Here is a 14923-nt window from a genome sequence, read left to right on the forward strand (position 1 = left end):
AATTTGATGACGAAGAGGCTAATGTTTGAAACGACACTAAGGAACCGAGCGTATTCCTGCCGCAACTCCCAGGAGGACCTATGAACAAAATTATTACCGCCGCCGCTGCATTGATGCTGGTCGCGCCAGCCCATGCCGAGAACCATGAGACAACCGAGATGGCCGCACCATCGGGCGATGTTGCCGCGGGTGAAAAGGCGTTTCGCCAATGCGTTTCCTGTCATATCGTCAAGAACGATGCAGGCGAGCTTTTGGCAGGAAGCAAGGCGCGATCCGGACCGAACCTATATGGCGCGGCAGGGCATCAGATCGCCGGGCGTGACGATTACAAATACGGCCCATCCATCGCAAAAATTGGTGCCGACGGAATGATCTGGGACGAAGAGTCCTTTGTTGCCTATGTGCAGGATCCCACCGGCTGGTTGCGCGAAACACTGGGTGATCCAGACGCGAAACGTAGCAAAATGACGTTCAAGGTGCGCAAGGCCGACAACGCTGTGGACCTCTACGCCTTTCTTTATTCGCTCAAGCCGCCAGTGAAGGAAGAAAAGGCAGAGTAGTCGTATCCGTTTCGTCGGAGCGCTAATTTTTCGGACCGGCCCATGACAATTGGGCCGGTCTGCTTATTAGGGCGCGATGCGCGCTTAGCACTTCACCTTTTCCATCCGGGGATCATAGAGAGGTGCCAGATGTGCCTTGGCAGGTACGCGTTTGGTTGCGACCTCCAGTTCATACTCGCCCTCCAGAACATAATCGCGGCTGACCCCGTCGGGGTTGCGGACGTACCCCATGCCGATGGATTGCCCCAGCGCATGACCGTACCCCGCAGAGCTAAGCCATCCGACGCGGACACCGTTGCGATAGATCGTTTCGCGTCCTGACAGGATCACGTCCGGATCGGCGGTAAAGGTCGTCATGCGTTTGGCCACACCCTTGGCGCGCTGTGCTTCGACCGCCGCGCGCCCCTTGAAGTCGATATTTTTCTTCAACTTGACCGCCCAGCCCAGCCCGGCCTCGTCAGGTGTGTGATCGGGGCCGATGTCAGACGACCATGCACGATAGCCTTTTTCCAGCCGCAGGGTCTCCAACGCGCGGTATCCTGCATTACGCAGCCCGTGTTTGGCACCCGCACGATGCAGCGCCTCGTATACAGTCACGGCATATTCGACCGGCAGGTGCAGTTCCCAGCCCAATTCGCCCACATAGGTCACCCGCAGGGCGTTCACCGGGCACGCCGCAATGCCTATCGTTTGCGCTGTGCCAAACGGGAACGCCGCGTCGCTCACGTCGCTGCGGGTCACTGATTGCAGGATATCGCGAGCTCGCGGACCAAAGAGCGACAGCACCGCATAAGCCGATGTCACATCGAATAGCTGCGCATTCATCCCGTCGGGTATATTACGTGCGATGTGATCGAAATCGTGCGTCGCAAAACCGGTGCCGGTGACGATATAGAATTCATCCTCGGCCCGGCGCACGGCAGTCAGATCGCATTCGATCCCCCCTTGATCGTTCAACATCTGGGTATAGGTCAGCGTGCCCACGGGTCCGGTTACGTCGTTGGCGGCGATCCAGCTCAGCGCGTCCTCGGCATCCGGCCCTTTCAGGACGAATTTAGCGAATGAAGTTTGATCAAACAGTACTGCAGCCTCGCGCGCGGCCTTGTGTTCGCGTGCGACGGCGCTGTGCCAGTTCGGACGGTCAAACGTGTAGATATCGTGCTGAACCTCGCCCGCGTCGGTGTCTGCGTACCAGTTCGGACGCTCCCAACCGAGCTTTTCGCCAAAAACAGCGCCCTCGGATTTGAGCGTGTCATAGAGTGGTGACTTGCGGCAGGGGCGACCGCTGTCGTGCTCTTCACTGGGCCACGCCATCGTATAGTGTTTGCCATATGCCTCATACGTACGGGCGCGGACCCAGTCGGTATCAAAATGCGGCGCGCCGAAGCGGCGGATATCAACAGACCACAGATCATAGGGCGGGCTGCCGTTGGCCACCCATTCCGCCAACGCCATCCCGGCGCCGCCACCTGCGGCGATACCAAAGGCGTTGAACCCTGCGCCGACGTAGAAATTGCGCAGTTCAGGTGCTTCGCCGAGGATGAAATTTCCATCGGGGGTAAAGCTTTCCGGTCCGTTGGTCAGGGTTTTGATGCCAGCGGTCTCCAACGCTGGCACCCGCCCCAGAGACAGTTCCATCAGTTGCTCGAAATGATCGAAATTACTGTCCAGAAGCGTATAGTGAAAATCCTTCGGAATGCCATTTTGGGCCCACATGATCGGGTTCTTCTCATAGCCGCCCATGACAAGACCACCGACTTCTTCCTTGTAGTAGGTCAGGCGGTCCGGGTCGCGTAGCGTTGGCATGTCAGAGGTGACGCCATCAATCGGCTCGGTCACCATGTATTGGTGTTCAACCGATACCAGCGGGACATTGACGCCGACCTGTTTGGCAAATTCGCGGGTCCATTGCCCGCAACAGGCGATCACAACGCCACAGTCGATGCGGCCCTTGTCGGTCTCGACGCCCTTGATCACGCCCTTTTCAACGATCACTTTCGTAACCTTGGTATCCTCGAAAATCTGCGCCCCGCCCATGCGCGCGCCCTTGGCCAGAGACAAGGTGATATCGGATGGGTTTGCCTGCCCATCCGTGGGCATGAAGGCCGCGCCGACGACATCATCGACCTGCATCAGCGGCCATAGCTCTTGCGCTTCCTTCGGCGTCAGCAGCTCCATCTCCAACCCAAAGGAATGGGCGGTGGTGGCCTGCCGCTTTACCTCTGTCCAGCGTTCCTCGTTACAGGCCAGACGCAGGCCGCCATTCATCTTCCAGCCGGTCGCCTGTCCGGTCTCGGCCTCCAGTTTTTTGTAGAGATCGACAGAGTAACCCAGCAATTGCGTGATGTTGGCCGAACTGCGCAACTGACCCACAAGGCCTGCGGCGTGAAATGTGGTGCCAGAGGTCAGTTTTTTGCGCTCCAGCAGGACAACGTCCCATCCGAGCCGACAAAGATGGTAGGCAGTAGAGCAGCCAATAATGCCGCCCCCCACGATGACGGCTTTGGCCGAAGTTGGGAAATCGCTCATGGTTGGTATCCTTGGGTAGTGAAGGCGGCAAAAGCGCCTGCATATCGGTCTAGGTTCTTATCGGTGTAGTCGGCGTAGTCGAAATCGAGCGTTGAAGTCAGTTCAGACATCATCGACCACATGGCTTCGCGTAGAAGTGAGGCACATTTCATCGCGTCATACCGGCGCCACAGCGCGGCGTCGGGCGATGCGCCATAGTAGCGCGTCAGCATCGCCTCTTCGGCATCGCGGGGCAGGGCGCAGTTGCTGGCCAACCCGCCCAGATCGAATAGCGGAGAGTTGAATCCGCCATATTCCCAATCAATCAGCCAGAGGGCACCATCGTCTGCACGTAACAGGTTCGCTGGCAGCAGATCGTTATGGCCGAGGACCAGTTTGACATGCCCGACTGCGCGCTCCAGCAGGGCGGCCTGTTCCAGCAGATCGGGCAGGGAAGACAGGTGCCGAGAGCCGCGTTCTATCAGGGTCGCGGCATAATCGCGCAAGATGTGAAAGACCCAGAAACTCAGGATCGGGCCGCGCAAATGGCTCGGCATCTGGCAGTGAAGGCGCGCGATCAGGTCGGTCGCGGCCATCAGCGTGGCATGATCGTGCAGATCGTCCTCTGCCAATGCCGTGCTGGGTATGAAGTCGAGAACCAGCACACCCGGTTCGAAGTGGTGTACCGCCGGAGATAGTCCGGCACTTTCGGCGGCGCGGCTAAGCGCAAGTTCGTGCCAGCGCAGGATGCCGTGTTCGGGAATGTCCTGTCCCAGACGGACCACATACTCACGCCCGCGATCGGTGACGCGGATGTTGTGATTGGTAATGCCGCCTTCCAGCGGCTCGATTTTGGTCGGCGCTGTCCAGCAGGTCAGCGCGCGTGCCGCTTCAATGGCTTCGTTGGGTGTCATGCGAGGCCCAGCCTTTCCTTTGAGTGGCGCGCCATCGCCGATACGATCCGGTCCGCAATGATCGCGATGAAGGCGACGCTGAGACCTGCGACGATGCCTTGGCCTGTATTGGCCTTTGTCAGCGCGATATAGACCTCTTGGCCCAGATCGCGGGTGCCGACGAGGGCAGTGATCACCAACATCGACAGCGCCAGCATTATTGTTTGATTAAGACCCAGAAGCAGCGAGGGAGCGGCCAAAGGCAATTTGACCCGCCATAGGAGCTGTCGTTTTGTGCAGCCGGATACGAGGCCCGCCTCGATCATTTGTGGCTCTATCGAGCGTATACCATGTGCCGCGTAGCGCACGGCAGGCGCCAGCGCGTATAGCACGACGGCAATCATCGCGGAAAAGTCGCCGACGCGAAACAGCATGACCACCGGTATCAGATAGACGAAGCTGGGCAGTGTCTGCAGCGTGTCAATAAATGCCCCGACCCAGCGGTGCGCGCGCGCATTCGCCCCTGCCCAGATGCCGAGTGGCACGCCGATCGCGTAGGCAATCAGGACCGAGACACCGCACAGGTAGATTGTGATCATTGCCTTGTTCCATAGCCCATTTGCCGCAATGAACGCCGTCATCAATGCTGCCATAACGCCCAGTTTCCAGCCGCCCACCTTGCCAGCTGCAAGGCCCGCAGCGACGATGCCCCACGCCCACGGGATGCCGGTGAAGAAACGTTTTACCGGCAGCAGAAGATAGGTGAGAAACACGTCCTTGATTGCCTCGAACGTGTCAAAGAAGGTCACGTTGACATAGCGCATCGCGTCTTCCCAGAAGGCCGACGTGGTTAGTGTCGCAGTCTCTGGATAGTCCTGAACGGCGGGGACGAAGAGGCCCGCAACATAGATCAGCACCACAACCGCGAATACTGTGGCGAACCACGGATGGCGCTGTAGGTAATTCAGATCGCGTCCCTGTACCGGGGCTGGCAGGCGTGTACTAAAGGCCTGACTGACACGATCCAGCGCGATGGCCATGACCACGATGGCCAAACCCGCCTCGATCCCGCCACCGATGTCCAGCCGACGCAACGCGCTCAGGACATCAAATCCCAGCCCGCCCGCACCGATCATAGAGGCGATGATCACCATGTTCAGCGTCAACATGATCACCTGATTGACGCCAACCATTAGCGTCGGGGCCGCTGAGGGTACCAATACCTTCCACATCATCTGGCGCTTGGTACAGCCCGCCATCTTGCCCGCCTCGACCACTTCGGCGGGCACGGTCTGTAGGGCAACGGTTGACACCCGAACCATAGGCGGCATGGCATAGATCACCGTGGCGACGAGGGCCGCGACCGGACCGAATCCAAAGAGAAAGAGGATCGGAACAAGGTAGGCAAAGACTGGAACTGTCTGCATCAGGTCCAAAAACGGGCGCAAGGCACGCTCGACCCAAGGCACCCGAAAGCTGAGGATACCAAGAGCCAGACCACCGACGACGCCGATGGGGACCGCGATCACGACAGAGGCAAGGGTGACCATTGCGCTGTCCCATTGGCCGAAAACGGCGAGGTAAAGGAAACAGGCACCAACCAGCCATGCCAGCCCCCAATCCTTGGCGACCCGTCCCAGCACCACCATGATGACGATGACGGCAATCCAGCTGAGTGGTGGCGCGATCTCTACCGCGTTGCTGCCCAAACCCTGTACGAAACCGTCTGCCAGAGCGGCCCGGGCCACATCATAGGGCACTTCGATGATTGCCGAGATGAAACGCGTGAGTTCTCGGAATGTGAAAATGCCAAAGGTTGCATCCTCAAGCAGCCAGCGCATCGCGTCTGAAATCCATGTCTCCAGCGGCATTTGCCATGCCTTGGGGAACCGGATGATCCAACGCGCGTCAAGCGCCTTGTACAATTGGAAAGACGTGGACGACAGGATCCATGTAACGGCCAGCAATCCCCACCAGAATAGGGCATGAGGGGTGGTGAACCGGCGCCAGTTCACGCGGCGCCTCGTCCGATGAGCACGTCAATCACCGCGCGTGCGTCCACGGTGCCCACAGGTGTTCCATCGGCATCCAGCACGCGGTGGGGGCGATCTGCGGCCTCGACCCGATCTGCCACGTCGGCAACACGATCGGTCGCCTGTAGATCGCCCGCATAGGGGCCGTCATCCGCGCCGGGTGACATGATGTTTTGAAGGCTCAGAACTTTGCCGCGTGGGATATGACGAGTGAATTCCGCGACATAGTCGGTGGCGGGATTCATGACCAGCTCCTCGGGCGTAGCCGTCTGTACGATACGACCGTCCTTCATTACTGCGATCCGGTCAGCAAGGCGGATTGCCTCGTCGAAGTCATGAGTGATGAACACGATGGTTTTTTTCAGCAATGCCTGAAGCCGCAGGAACTCATCCTGCATCTCGCGCCGGATCAGGGGGTCCAGCGCCGAAAAAGGCTCGTCTAGGAACCAGATCTCTGGCTCCACCACCAGACTGCGGGCGATGCCAACCCGCTGTTGTTGTCCGCCTGATAGCTGGCGAGGAAAATAGTTCTCGCGCCCTTTTAGACCGACGGTTTCGATCATTTCATGTGCGCGGGCCTCGCGTTTACGGCGTGGAACGCCCTGCACGTCGAGGGGGAACGCCACATTCTGCAACACTGTCAAATGGGGCAGGAGGGCAAAGTTCTGGAAAACCATGCCGATCTTCTTACGGCGCAGTTGGATCAATTCGGCTTCAGTCATGGCCAGCAGATCGTCGCCATCGAATAGGATGTCTCCACCGGTCGGTTCGATCAGGCGTGACAAGCAGCGTACAAGCGTGGATTTGCCGGACCCGGACAGGCCCATGATGACGAAAATCTCACCCTGCCCGATCTCGACGTTTGCGGCTCTGACCGCGCCAATCATGCCGGCCTCGCGCAGTTGTTCGGCGCTTGGATCGGGATTACGCTGAAGGAATTGCGCCGGGTCCGGGCCGTAAAGCTTCCAGACGTTGCGGCAGATCATCTTTTGGGGGCGTTCCATTGTCACCTCGTGACCACCTTAACAGAACCCGCTGACGCAGGATGCTGGGAAGAGGGAAAAAGAGGGGGCCGAAGCCCCCTCGTCCAGTCGCAGGGAGAGTTAGTTAATCCAGCCGTCGACCTTGGCGGCGTTTTCGGCCATCCAGGCGTCAGTGACGTCTTCGATTGATTTCCCTTCGAGATCGACAGCCGCAACGAGCGCGCCCATCTCTTCGTTGGTCAATGTGTAATTCTTGATGATGTCCGCAGCACCCGGCCATTTATCGGCGACACCGGACCATGCGACCTTCCAGATGGGTCCTGTCGGCTTGCCACAATCATAGGCGGCGCTGGTGTTCATGCCCACGGATGGATCGTTGTAGCATTCGGCGGAATAGGGGGGGAATTCGACAAACGAACCTTCGTATTTGGCCGGTGCCCAGTGCGGACTATAGAGCCAGAGCACGATTGGCGCCTCGCGCTGATAGGCCGATTCCAGTTCAGCAAAGAGGGCGGCATCGGTGCCGGCATGGACAACTTCGAAATCCATACCCAAGGCTTCGACACGTTCTTCATCAAAACCACCCCATGTTACCGGACCACCCAGATAGCGGCCCATCGGAGCGGTTTCAGACGTGGCAAATTCTGCCGCGCAGTCATTTAATGCAGTCCAGTCCGGCAGGCCGGGGCAGCGTTCCTCCATGTAGGCGGGATACCACCATTCCTCGATTGCGATCATTCCGCTTTCGCCCATGTTCACAACGTCGCCTGTGGCAGTGGCCTCATCCATCGCCTCGCGACCGGTGGTTTCCCAGATTTCTGTAGCGACATGCAGATCGCCGGTCTTCAGGCCGGCGAACTGCGCGATATAGTCGGCTTGAACGTACTCGACGTTATAGCCTGCTTTCATCAGCACCTCGCCCAGGATTGTCGTGTTTACGATTTGCCCGGTCCAATCATGAGTGGTCAGCTTGATCGGATCCTGATTTTCGACATCGGCAAGGGCCGGTGCGGCAATTGCTGCGGCAATTGCGGCAGCGGAGATAGTGGAGGTGAATTTCACGGCAGACTCCCTGTTTTATATGGCGCAGCTTGGCGCGGCGCCGTTTTGAATGGTGTATTCTGGATCGAGTGAACTGCAAAAAACAACATAATGCAACGTTTTTTGAGGTTTTATGTTGGAAAGTGTTGCCTGTCGTGCAAAAGCTAGGTTGAAGATTATCGACACTGCTGCGATTTGAAGCGCAGAACGGCACTCGAACTTGGAAATCCGCATGGAAAATGCCCATCCCAACCACCGCCAGCAGGAGATACTTGATGCGTTGCGCCGGGCGGGCGGTTCCCTACGGGTCCACAGGCTGGCGCGGGAGTTGCAGGTGTCCGAGGAAACTGTGCGACGAAACCTCAAGCGGCTGGCCGAAAGTGGGCAGGTCGAAAAAGTACATGGTGGTGCGCGACTGGCCGAAGATACCGGTGAAGGCGACTTTCAGCATCGGTTGCGCATCAGTCCGGAAGCCAAGCAGATCATTGCGCGTCATGTGGCGGCGCAAGTACGCGACGGCAGCTCACTTTTTCTGGATGTCGGTAGCACGACATCCTACATCGCTGACGCGTTGCGTGATCACGCCGAATTATTGGTGGTGACTAATTCTGTTTCGGTAGCCTACAAGCTGGCAACACGAAACGCTAATCAGGTCTACATGGCGGGCGGTGCGCTGCGCGCTCATGACGGCGGAGCATTTGGAGCAGAGGCGATGAGATTTGCCAACAATTTCAAGACGGATCTGGCGGTATTATCCTCTGCGGGCATAACGGCACAGAATGGGTTCATGCTGTATGACCTTGAAGAGGCGAATTTTAGTCGCGCGATCCTGCGCAATGCCGGGCGGCGCTGGGTCGCGGCGGATTCAACCAAGTTCGGTCGCGCGGCACCGATCACGTTGTGCGATCCCGCATTGATCAACGTATTGGTGACAGATGCAGCACCGCCACCTGATCTGGTGCAAGCCGCCAGTGACTGGGGCACAGATATTCAGGTGGCGGCATGAGTGGGCTCGACGAAATCGCGCGCCTGGCCGCGCGCATCGCCGAAGATGCAAGCACCATCCCAATGGAACACTTTCGGCAAGGCGGTCTCGGGATCGAGTTGAAGGGGGATGAAAGCCCGGTGACGGTCGCCGATCGTGCAACCGAAGAGGCCATTCGTGCTGCACTGGCCGAGGCGTTTCCCGAACATGGCATCTTTGGTGAGGAATTCGGCATAAGTGGTTCGTTGGACGGTCCGGCATGGATCATCGATCCGATTGACGGCACGCGATACTTTCTGTCCGGGTACCCCGGTTTCGGCATGCTGATCGGGCATTTGCAATCCGGCGTGCCGCAAGTGGGCGTTGTTCGTATGCCGGCATTAAATGAGACTTATGTCGGTGTTCGCGGGGGGGCGGCCACGCTGAACGGCACACCGATCCGTGTGCGTACGACGACCCAACTGACTGAGGCTCTGATTTTCGTGAACGAGCCGGAGCGTACCCATGCGGACGATCCCGCGCGGTTTGCCCGGCTCTGTAAAATCGGGCATACGCGGCGCATGTCCTACGATTGCTATCCGCATGCGATGGTTGCGGCGGGGCAGATTGATGCCGTCACGGATATGGGGCTGGAACCCTATGATTTTCTGCCCCTGACCCCTTTGATCGAGGCCGCGGGTGGAATCATCACCGATTGGCAAGGTCGCCCGCTGGATTTGGGCTCTGATGGCCGCGTGGTAACTGCGGCGACACCGGATCTGCATCGCGCAGTGTTGGAGGTGTTGAACGCGTAGGGCAGATCGTCTGCTCCGACCTTAGAGCGTCTTGGTCGCTTGCAGGACGTCTTCAGCGTGGCCCGGCACCTTGACCTTGCGCCAGACCTGCGCGATGCGCCCGTCACCATCAATCAGGAACGTGCTGCGCTCGATCCCGAGGAATTTCTTGCCGTACATGTTTTTCTCTTTCCACACACCGTAAGCTTCGCAGGTTTCGCTGTTTTCGTCGGACAGTAACGGCATTCCAAGGTCATGCTTGTCGCGAAACTTGGTATGTTTTAAGACACTGTCTTTGGAAATCCCCAGAACGGTCACACCAGCGGCCTGAAATTCGGGCAGAAGATCGGTAAATGCGCGCGCCTCCTTGGTGCAGCCGGGGGTGTTATCGCGTGGGTAGAAGAAGAGCACGACAGGCGCAGGACGCAGTGCACTAAGCTGAATTTCGCCACCACCATCGCGAGGCAGGGTAAAATCAGGTGCAATGTCAGAGATTTGTGGCATGAGCTATCCTTGGTGAAGGGAATATGCGTGTTACATTAGGGCAAATACGCAGGAAATAAACACGGTAATCGCGACAGGCAAACCCGATACGAATAGTTCACCCGTCAGGATGAGATGAGCACGACTGAGATCAACAACGCAAATGCGGATGACACACGACATCTGCGCCGCCAGCACCGCCGCCGGCGTCGGCGCAAGGTCGGGCTGTGGTCGTTGGTCAGTATGGCGGCTGTAGCAGGATTGGCCGTGTTGCTGATGCTGTCTTATCTGGGGACGCCGATCACCGTACCGGACTGGTTGCGTGCGCGTGTCACCGAGCGGATCAACGAAAACACCGGAGAGGTTCAGGTCGAACTGGGTCAGATGGTGGTAGTGATCGAAGAAGGCTGGAAGCCGCGATTGTCGCTGCGCGATGTGGTGTTGCGTGGACCGGACGGCGCGCATCTGGCGAACCTGACGGAGCTCGGGGGACGGGTGGCGATGCGCCCGCTCTTTCGCGGCGAATTGCAGCCGGGCAGCATTCGGGTTTCAGGGGTGCAACTGACTTTGCGCAGGGACAAGAGCGGTACAGTTGATGTTGCATTGGGCGGACCAGAGGCGGCGGGTGCTGGAGCACGCGGCTCTGCGGGGATCACCGCAATCATCAGTCAGATTGATGATGCATTGCAACGTCCTGAATTATTGTCACTTTCTCGTATTTCTGCCGATAATCTGACCCTGCGCTACGAGGATGCGCGAGCGGGGCGTGCGTGGAACATTGATGGTGGTCAGATTGCATTGACCCGCGACGAGGATGATTTGCGTATCCGGGGCAACTTTGCGCTGCTCGGTGCGCGGGCATATGCAACCACACTGGAAATGAACTACGCTAGCAGGATCGGTGACAACCGAGCAGAGTTCGGTGTCAACATCGAGGATGCGCCGTCTGAGGATATCGCCGGACAATCACCGGCTCTGGCATGGCTGGGGGCGTTGGACGCGCCTATTTCCGGGGCGTTACGGGTTGCGGTCGAAGAGGACGGGACTCTGGGCCCGCTCAATGCGACGCTGCAGATCGGTGCAGGTGTTCTGCAACCCACCGAAGCCACCAAACCAATCGCATTCTCATCTGCGCGCAGTTATTTCACCTATGACCCCAACACCCAGACCATGCGCTTCGAGAGTTTGTCGATCAGTAGCAAATGGGTCACGGCACGGGCCGAGGGCACGGCGTTTCTGGTGGGCGCGCGGGATGGCTGGCCTACTGAGTTGCAGGCGCAGATGCGCGTCACAGGAATAACTGCCGATCCGGCGGACCTATACCCGGAGCCGATCCTGATTGATGCCGCAACGATGGACATGCGCCTGCAGATGGAACCGTTTCACCTCAGCTTGGGGCAGTTGAGCCTGTCTGACCAAGGACAGCAACTGATCCTGAGCGGCGATCTGAAAGCGGAAGAGGCGGGCTGGTATCTGGCGCTTGATGGGCGCATGGACGGCCTCGGCCATGATCGCCTGTTAGAACTGTGGCCCGAGTCAACGAGTGGGAAAACCCGCGACTGGATCGCCGAAAATGTGACCGCCGCGCGGCTGAGCAATATCCAGTTGGCCGTGCGCTCGAAACCCAAGCACCGGCCTGACTTGTTTTTGGGATTTGACTATGACGGTTTGAACACCCGATTCATCAAGGAAATGCCGCCGATCACAGGGGCAAACGGGCATGCTTCGCTCTATGACGGGCGCTTTGTGATTCAGGCCGAGAAGGGCAGGGTGAAGGCATCGCAAGGTGGTTATATCGACATCGCGGGCACCAGCTTCGTGGTGCCGGACGTCTGGCGCAAGGATTCCATCGCTGAGGTTGCCCTAGAGACAGAGAGTACGATCACTGCGGCGTTGGCGTTGCTGGACGAGAAACCGTTCGAATTTCTCAGTAAGCAGGATAAGCCTGTCACATTGGCCGATGGCCGTGCCCGGTTAAGTGGGCAGTTGAAATTTCCGCTGGAGAAGAAAGTCGGTCCTGACGATGTCGATTTTGACATTGCGGGAGATTTAAGTGAGGTCCGCAGCTCGGCGTTGGTGCCGGGCCGCGTTTTGAGTGCGGCGGCATTGACCGTGAACGCGAATAACGAAACGCTGGAGATTGGCGGAGATGGTTTGCTGGGGCAGGTCCCGTTTACAGGACGCTGGCGATCCCCGATGGGACCGGAAGGCAAGGGCAAGAGCCGTCTGACCGGAACCATCGAAATATCAGAACGGTTCGCCGATGAGTTCGGCGTCGGATTGCCACCGGGCAGCCTAAGCGGGCAGGGACGCGGCGATATCACGGTTGATCTAAACCGGGACGGAACGGGCAACTTTGCCCTCAGTTCGGATATGTCAGGGGTTGGCCTGCAACTGGCACAGCTTGACTGGTCGCTGGCAAAGGCGGCGCGCGGCCAACTGGAATTGCGCGGCAGACTGGGCACCCCGCCACAGATTGATCTGATCGAGATGGATGCACCGGGATTGCGTGCCCGTGGCAGCATCCAGCTACGTCCGGGTGGCGCATTGGATCGGGCGCTGTTTTCGCGGGTTGAAGTTGGCCGCTGGCTCGATGCACCCGTCGAATTGGTGGGGCGCGGTGTCGGGCTCTCTCCGGCAGTGCTGGTGGATTCTGGAACCATTGACCTGCGCCAGACCACGCTCAGCGGCGGGCGTGACGCGAGCCAGAAACAAGGCGCGCCGATCAGCCTGAATCTGGACCGGTTGCAGATATCAGACGGAATGGCGCTGACGAACTTCAGTGCGAAGCTCGACACATCGAACGGCACCGAAGGCACGTTTTCGGGGCGGGTCAATGGCGCGACCGCTATCACCGGGCGTGTTGTGCCGCAGGGCGGGCGCAGTGCGTTTCGCATCCGATCGGATAATGCCGGTGGGGTTCTGGATGCAGCAGGTTTGCTAAAGAAAGCGCGTGGTGGTGATCTGGAACTGATCCTGACACCGGCGTCGGCGGCTGGTACGTATGATGGTCAGCTGGAGGCCGAGAACGTTTGGCTGACCGATGCGCCTGCACTGGCGGCGTTGTTGAGTTCGCTCAGCGTGGTGGGGCTGCTAGAGCAGATGTCGGGCAATGGTATTCTGTTCAATCAGGTGGACGCGCGGTTCCAGTTGTCGCCTGATCGGCTTACCCTGCTGTCCAGTAGTGCGGTCGGTGCATCGATGGGTATCTCGATGGACGGATATTACTTTATGGAAAACAACCAGATGGATATGCAGGGGGTTGTCTCGCCACTCTATCTGGTGAATCAGGTTGGCGGCGTCTTCACCCGTCAGGGCGAAGGGCTGGTAGGTATGAACTACAAGCTGAAGGGACCGGCAACTGCGCCGCGGGTGCACGTCAATCCGCTCTCGATCTTGACGCCGGGCATGTTCCGAGAGATTTTGCGCCGCTCTCCGCCCACGGTGGCCCGTGAACAGACAGATGGTGTGTCCGGGACGCCCGAACCCGAACAGCGTAGCGCACCACAATTGAACAACCGCCGCGACCGCTGAGAACGATCAGACCGACCGCGCAAGGAATACTGCCTCTATGAAGCTGAGTGATTTTGATTTCGATCTGCCCGAAACGCTGATCGCGACGCGGCCTGCACGTCCGCGTAGTGCCGCGCGGTTGCTGATCGCTGAAGGTGACCAGATCACAGACGCAAATGTTTATGATTTGCCGGATTGGTTGCGTCCGGGGGACCGGCTGGTTCTGAATGATACGCGGGTGATCCCCGCGCGCCTCAGCGGAATACGCCGCCGCAGCGGGGCTGCGGGCGAAACCGAGGCGAGGATCGAAGTAACGTTGCTGGAGCCGCAGGCCGAGGCTGGCGCTTGGCGAGCGATGATTAAACCGCTCAAGAAGCTGCGCGAGGGCGAGCAGGTGGTGTTTGGTGCCGGTTTGAGTGCGACGTTGCTGGCCAAGATTGATGGGCAGGGTGTTCTGCAATTCAATTTGTCCGGAGAGAACTTTGACGCCGCGCTGGCCGAGGCGGGGGCAATGCCGTTGCCGCCATACATTGCGGCCAAGCGTCCAGCGGATGCCCAAGACACCACCGATTACCAGACCGTTTGGGCCCGCCATGCAGGTGCGGTGGCGGCACCGACCGCATCGCTGCACTTTGATGCTGAACTGCTCGACGCGTTGCAGGCACGCGGAGTGACGATGAGCCATGTCACGCTGCATGTGGGCGCTGGTACATTTTTGCCGGTCAAGGTGGAGGACGTGACCACCCATAAGATGCATGCCGAATGGGGGGAAGTGACCGAAACGGCAGCGACCGAGATTGCGGCGACGCGCGCGGCAGGTGGGCGGGTGATCCCGGTGGGCACCACTGCCCTGCGCCTGATCGAAAGCGCGGCGCGCGAAAGCGGTGAAATTGCGCCGTGGCAGGGAGAGACGGATATCTTTATCTACCCCGGTTTCACCTTTCAGGTGACCGATGCTCTTATGACCAATTTTCACCTGCCAAAGTCCACGCTGATGATGCTGGTCTCGGCATGGATGGGGCAGGAGAGGGTCGCGCGAATTTACGCCCATGCCGTGGCGCACCAATACCGGTTTTTCTCTTATGGTGACGCTTCCCTGTTGATCCCGGATCAAATCGCTGCGACGGGAGCGCGCAAGCGACATGGCTGAG

General features: G+C 58.9%; 11 protein-coding genes. 5 read left to right on the forward strand and 6 right to left on the reverse strand.

The annotated features are described in order from the left end of the window. The first annotated feature begins 80 nt into the window (after positions 1 to 80). Positions 81 to 560, forward strand: coding sequence for a c-type cytochrome (locus tag N7U68_RS01940; RefSeq protein WP_263048058.1), 480 nt, complete (start codon positions 81 to 83; stop codon positions 558 to 560). 84 nt (positions 561 to 644) lie between these two features. On the opposite strand, the gene N7U68_RS01945 is transcribed toward N7U68_RS01940, so the two are convergent. The 5 genes from N7U68_RS01945 to N7U68_RS01965 all read right to left on the reverse strand — a co-directional run bounded on the left by N7U68_RS01945 (position 645) and on the right by N7U68_RS01965 (position 8039). Next, positions 645 to 3089 (reverse strand): GcvT family protein, encoded by a 2445-nt coding sequence (locus N7U68_RS01945; RefSeq protein WP_263048059.1) that lies wholly within the window; start codon positions 3087 to 3089, stop codon positions 645 to 647. Further along, the gene (locus N7U68_RS01950; protein ID WP_263048060.1) at positions 3086 to 3982 is read right to left on the reverse strand and encodes a phosphotransferase; all 897 of its coding nucleotides are present in this window, start codon (positions 3980 to 3982) and stop codon (positions 3086 to 3088) included. The genes N7U68_RS01945 and N7U68_RS01950 overlap by 4 nt, the downstream gene beginning before the upstream one ends. Beyond that, positions 3979 to 5976 carry an ABC transporter permease gene (locus tag N7U68_RS01955; RefSeq protein ID WP_263048061.1) on the reverse strand — a complete coding sequence of 666 codons (1998 nt, stop codon included), beginning with the start codon at positions 5974 to 5976 and terminating at the stop codon, positions 3979 to 3981. The genes N7U68_RS01950 and N7U68_RS01955 overlap by 4 nt, the downstream gene beginning before the upstream one ends. Further along, positions 5973 to 6998 carry a quaternary amine ABC transporter ATP-binding protein gene (locus tag N7U68_RS01960; protein ID WP_263048062.1) on the reverse strand — a complete coding sequence of 342 codons (1026 nt, stop codon included), beginning with the start codon at positions 6996 to 6998 and terminating at the stop codon, positions 5973 to 5975. The genes N7U68_RS01955 and N7U68_RS01960 overlap by 4 nt, the downstream gene beginning before the upstream one ends. A 99-nt stretch (positions 6999 to 7097) precedes the next feature. Continuing rightward, complete coding sequence (locus tag N7U68_RS01965) at positions 7098 to 8039, reverse strand: ABC transporter substrate-binding protein (RefSeq protein ID WP_263048063.1); 942 nt, start codon at positions 8037 to 8039, stop codon at positions 7098 to 7100. A gap of 211 nt (positions 8040 to 8250) precedes the next feature. On the opposite strand from N7U68_RS01965, the gene N7U68_RS01970 reads away from it, so the two are divergent. Further along, positions 8251 to 9024 (forward strand): DeoR/GlpR family DNA-binding transcription regulator, encoded by a 774-nt coding sequence (locus N7U68_RS01970; RefSeq protein WP_165192409.1) that lies wholly within the window; start codon positions 8251 to 8253, stop codon positions 9022 to 9024. Then, positions 9021 to 9797, forward strand: coding sequence for an inositol monophosphatase family protein (locus tag N7U68_RS01975; protein WP_263048064.1), 777 nt, complete (start codon positions 9021 to 9023; stop codon positions 9795 to 9797). The genes N7U68_RS01970 and N7U68_RS01975 overlap by 4 nt, the downstream gene beginning before the upstream one ends. Positions 9798 to 9818: 21 nt before the next feature. On the opposite strand, the gene N7U68_RS01980 is transcribed toward N7U68_RS01975, so the two are convergent. After that, the gene (locus N7U68_RS01980; RefSeq protein WP_263048065.1) at positions 9819 to 10280 is read right to left on the reverse strand and encodes a peroxiredoxin; all 462 of its coding nucleotides are present in this window, start codon (positions 10278 to 10280) and stop codon (positions 9819 to 9821) included. Positions 10281 to 10394: 114 nt separating this feature from the next. On the opposite strand from N7U68_RS01980, the gene N7U68_RS01985 reads away from it, so the two are divergent. Continuing rightward, positions 10395 to 13793, forward strand: a complete 3399-nt coding sequence (locus N7U68_RS01985) for a YhdP family protein (protein WP_263048066.1) — start codon at positions 10395 to 10397, stop codon at positions 13791 to 13793. Between the two features lie 37 nt (positions 13794 to 13830). Continuing rightward, complete coding sequence (queA, locus tag N7U68_RS01990) at positions 13831 to 14922, forward strand: tRNA preQ1(34) S-adenosylmethionine ribosyltransferase-isomerase QueA (RefSeq protein ID WP_263048067.1); 1092 nt, start codon at positions 13831 to 13833, stop codon at positions 14920 to 14922. The last annotated feature ends 1 nt before the right edge of the window (position 14923 follow it).

It is taken from the genome of Roseovarius pelagicus, assembly GCF_025639885.1.
In the GTDB taxonomy this organism is placed as follows: Bacteria; Pseudomonadota; Alphaproteobacteria; order Rhodobacterales; family Rhodobacteraceae; genus Roseovarius; species Roseovarius pelagicus.

What these genes read in the sequence shown, in the direction of transcription:
- N7U68_RS01940 (WP_263048058.1), top strand. Translation starts at nt 81, where the DNA reads ATGAACAAAATTATTACCGCCGCCGCTGCATTGATGCTGGTCGCGCCA.
- N7U68_RS01945 (WP_263048059.1), bottom strand. Translation starts at nt 3,089, where the DNA reads ATGAGCGATTTCCCAACTTCGGCCAAAGCCGTCATCGTGGGGGGCGGC.
- N7U68_RS01950 (WP_263048060.1), bottom strand. Translation starts at nt 3,982, where the DNA reads ATGACACCCAACGAAGCCATTGAAGCGGCACGCGCGCTGACCTGCTGG.
- N7U68_RS01960 (WP_263048062.1), bottom strand. Translation starts at nt 6,998, where the DNA reads ATGGAACGCCCCCAAAAGATGATCTGCCGCAACGTCTGGAAGCTTTAC.
- N7U68_RS01970 (WP_165192409.1), top strand. Translation starts at nt 8,251, where the DNA reads ATGGAAAATGCCCATCCCAACCACCGCCAGCAGGAGATACTTGATGCG.
- N7U68_RS01975 (WP_263048064.1), top strand. Translation starts at nt 9,021, where the DNA reads ATGAGTGGGCTCGACGAAATCGCGCGCCTGGCCGCGCGCATCGCCGAA.
- N7U68_RS01980 (WP_263048065.1), bottom strand. Translation starts at nt 10,280, where the DNA reads ATGCCACAAATCTCTGACATTGCACCTGATTTTACCCTGCCTCGCGAT.
- N7U68_RS01985 (WP_263048066.1), top strand. Translation starts at nt 10,395, where the DNA reads ATGAGCACGACTGAGATCAACAACGCAAATGCGGATGACACACGACAT.
- queA (WP_263048067.1), top strand. Translation starts at nt 13,831, where the DNA reads ATGAAGCTGAGTGATTTTGATTTCGATCTGCCCGAAACGCTGATCGCG.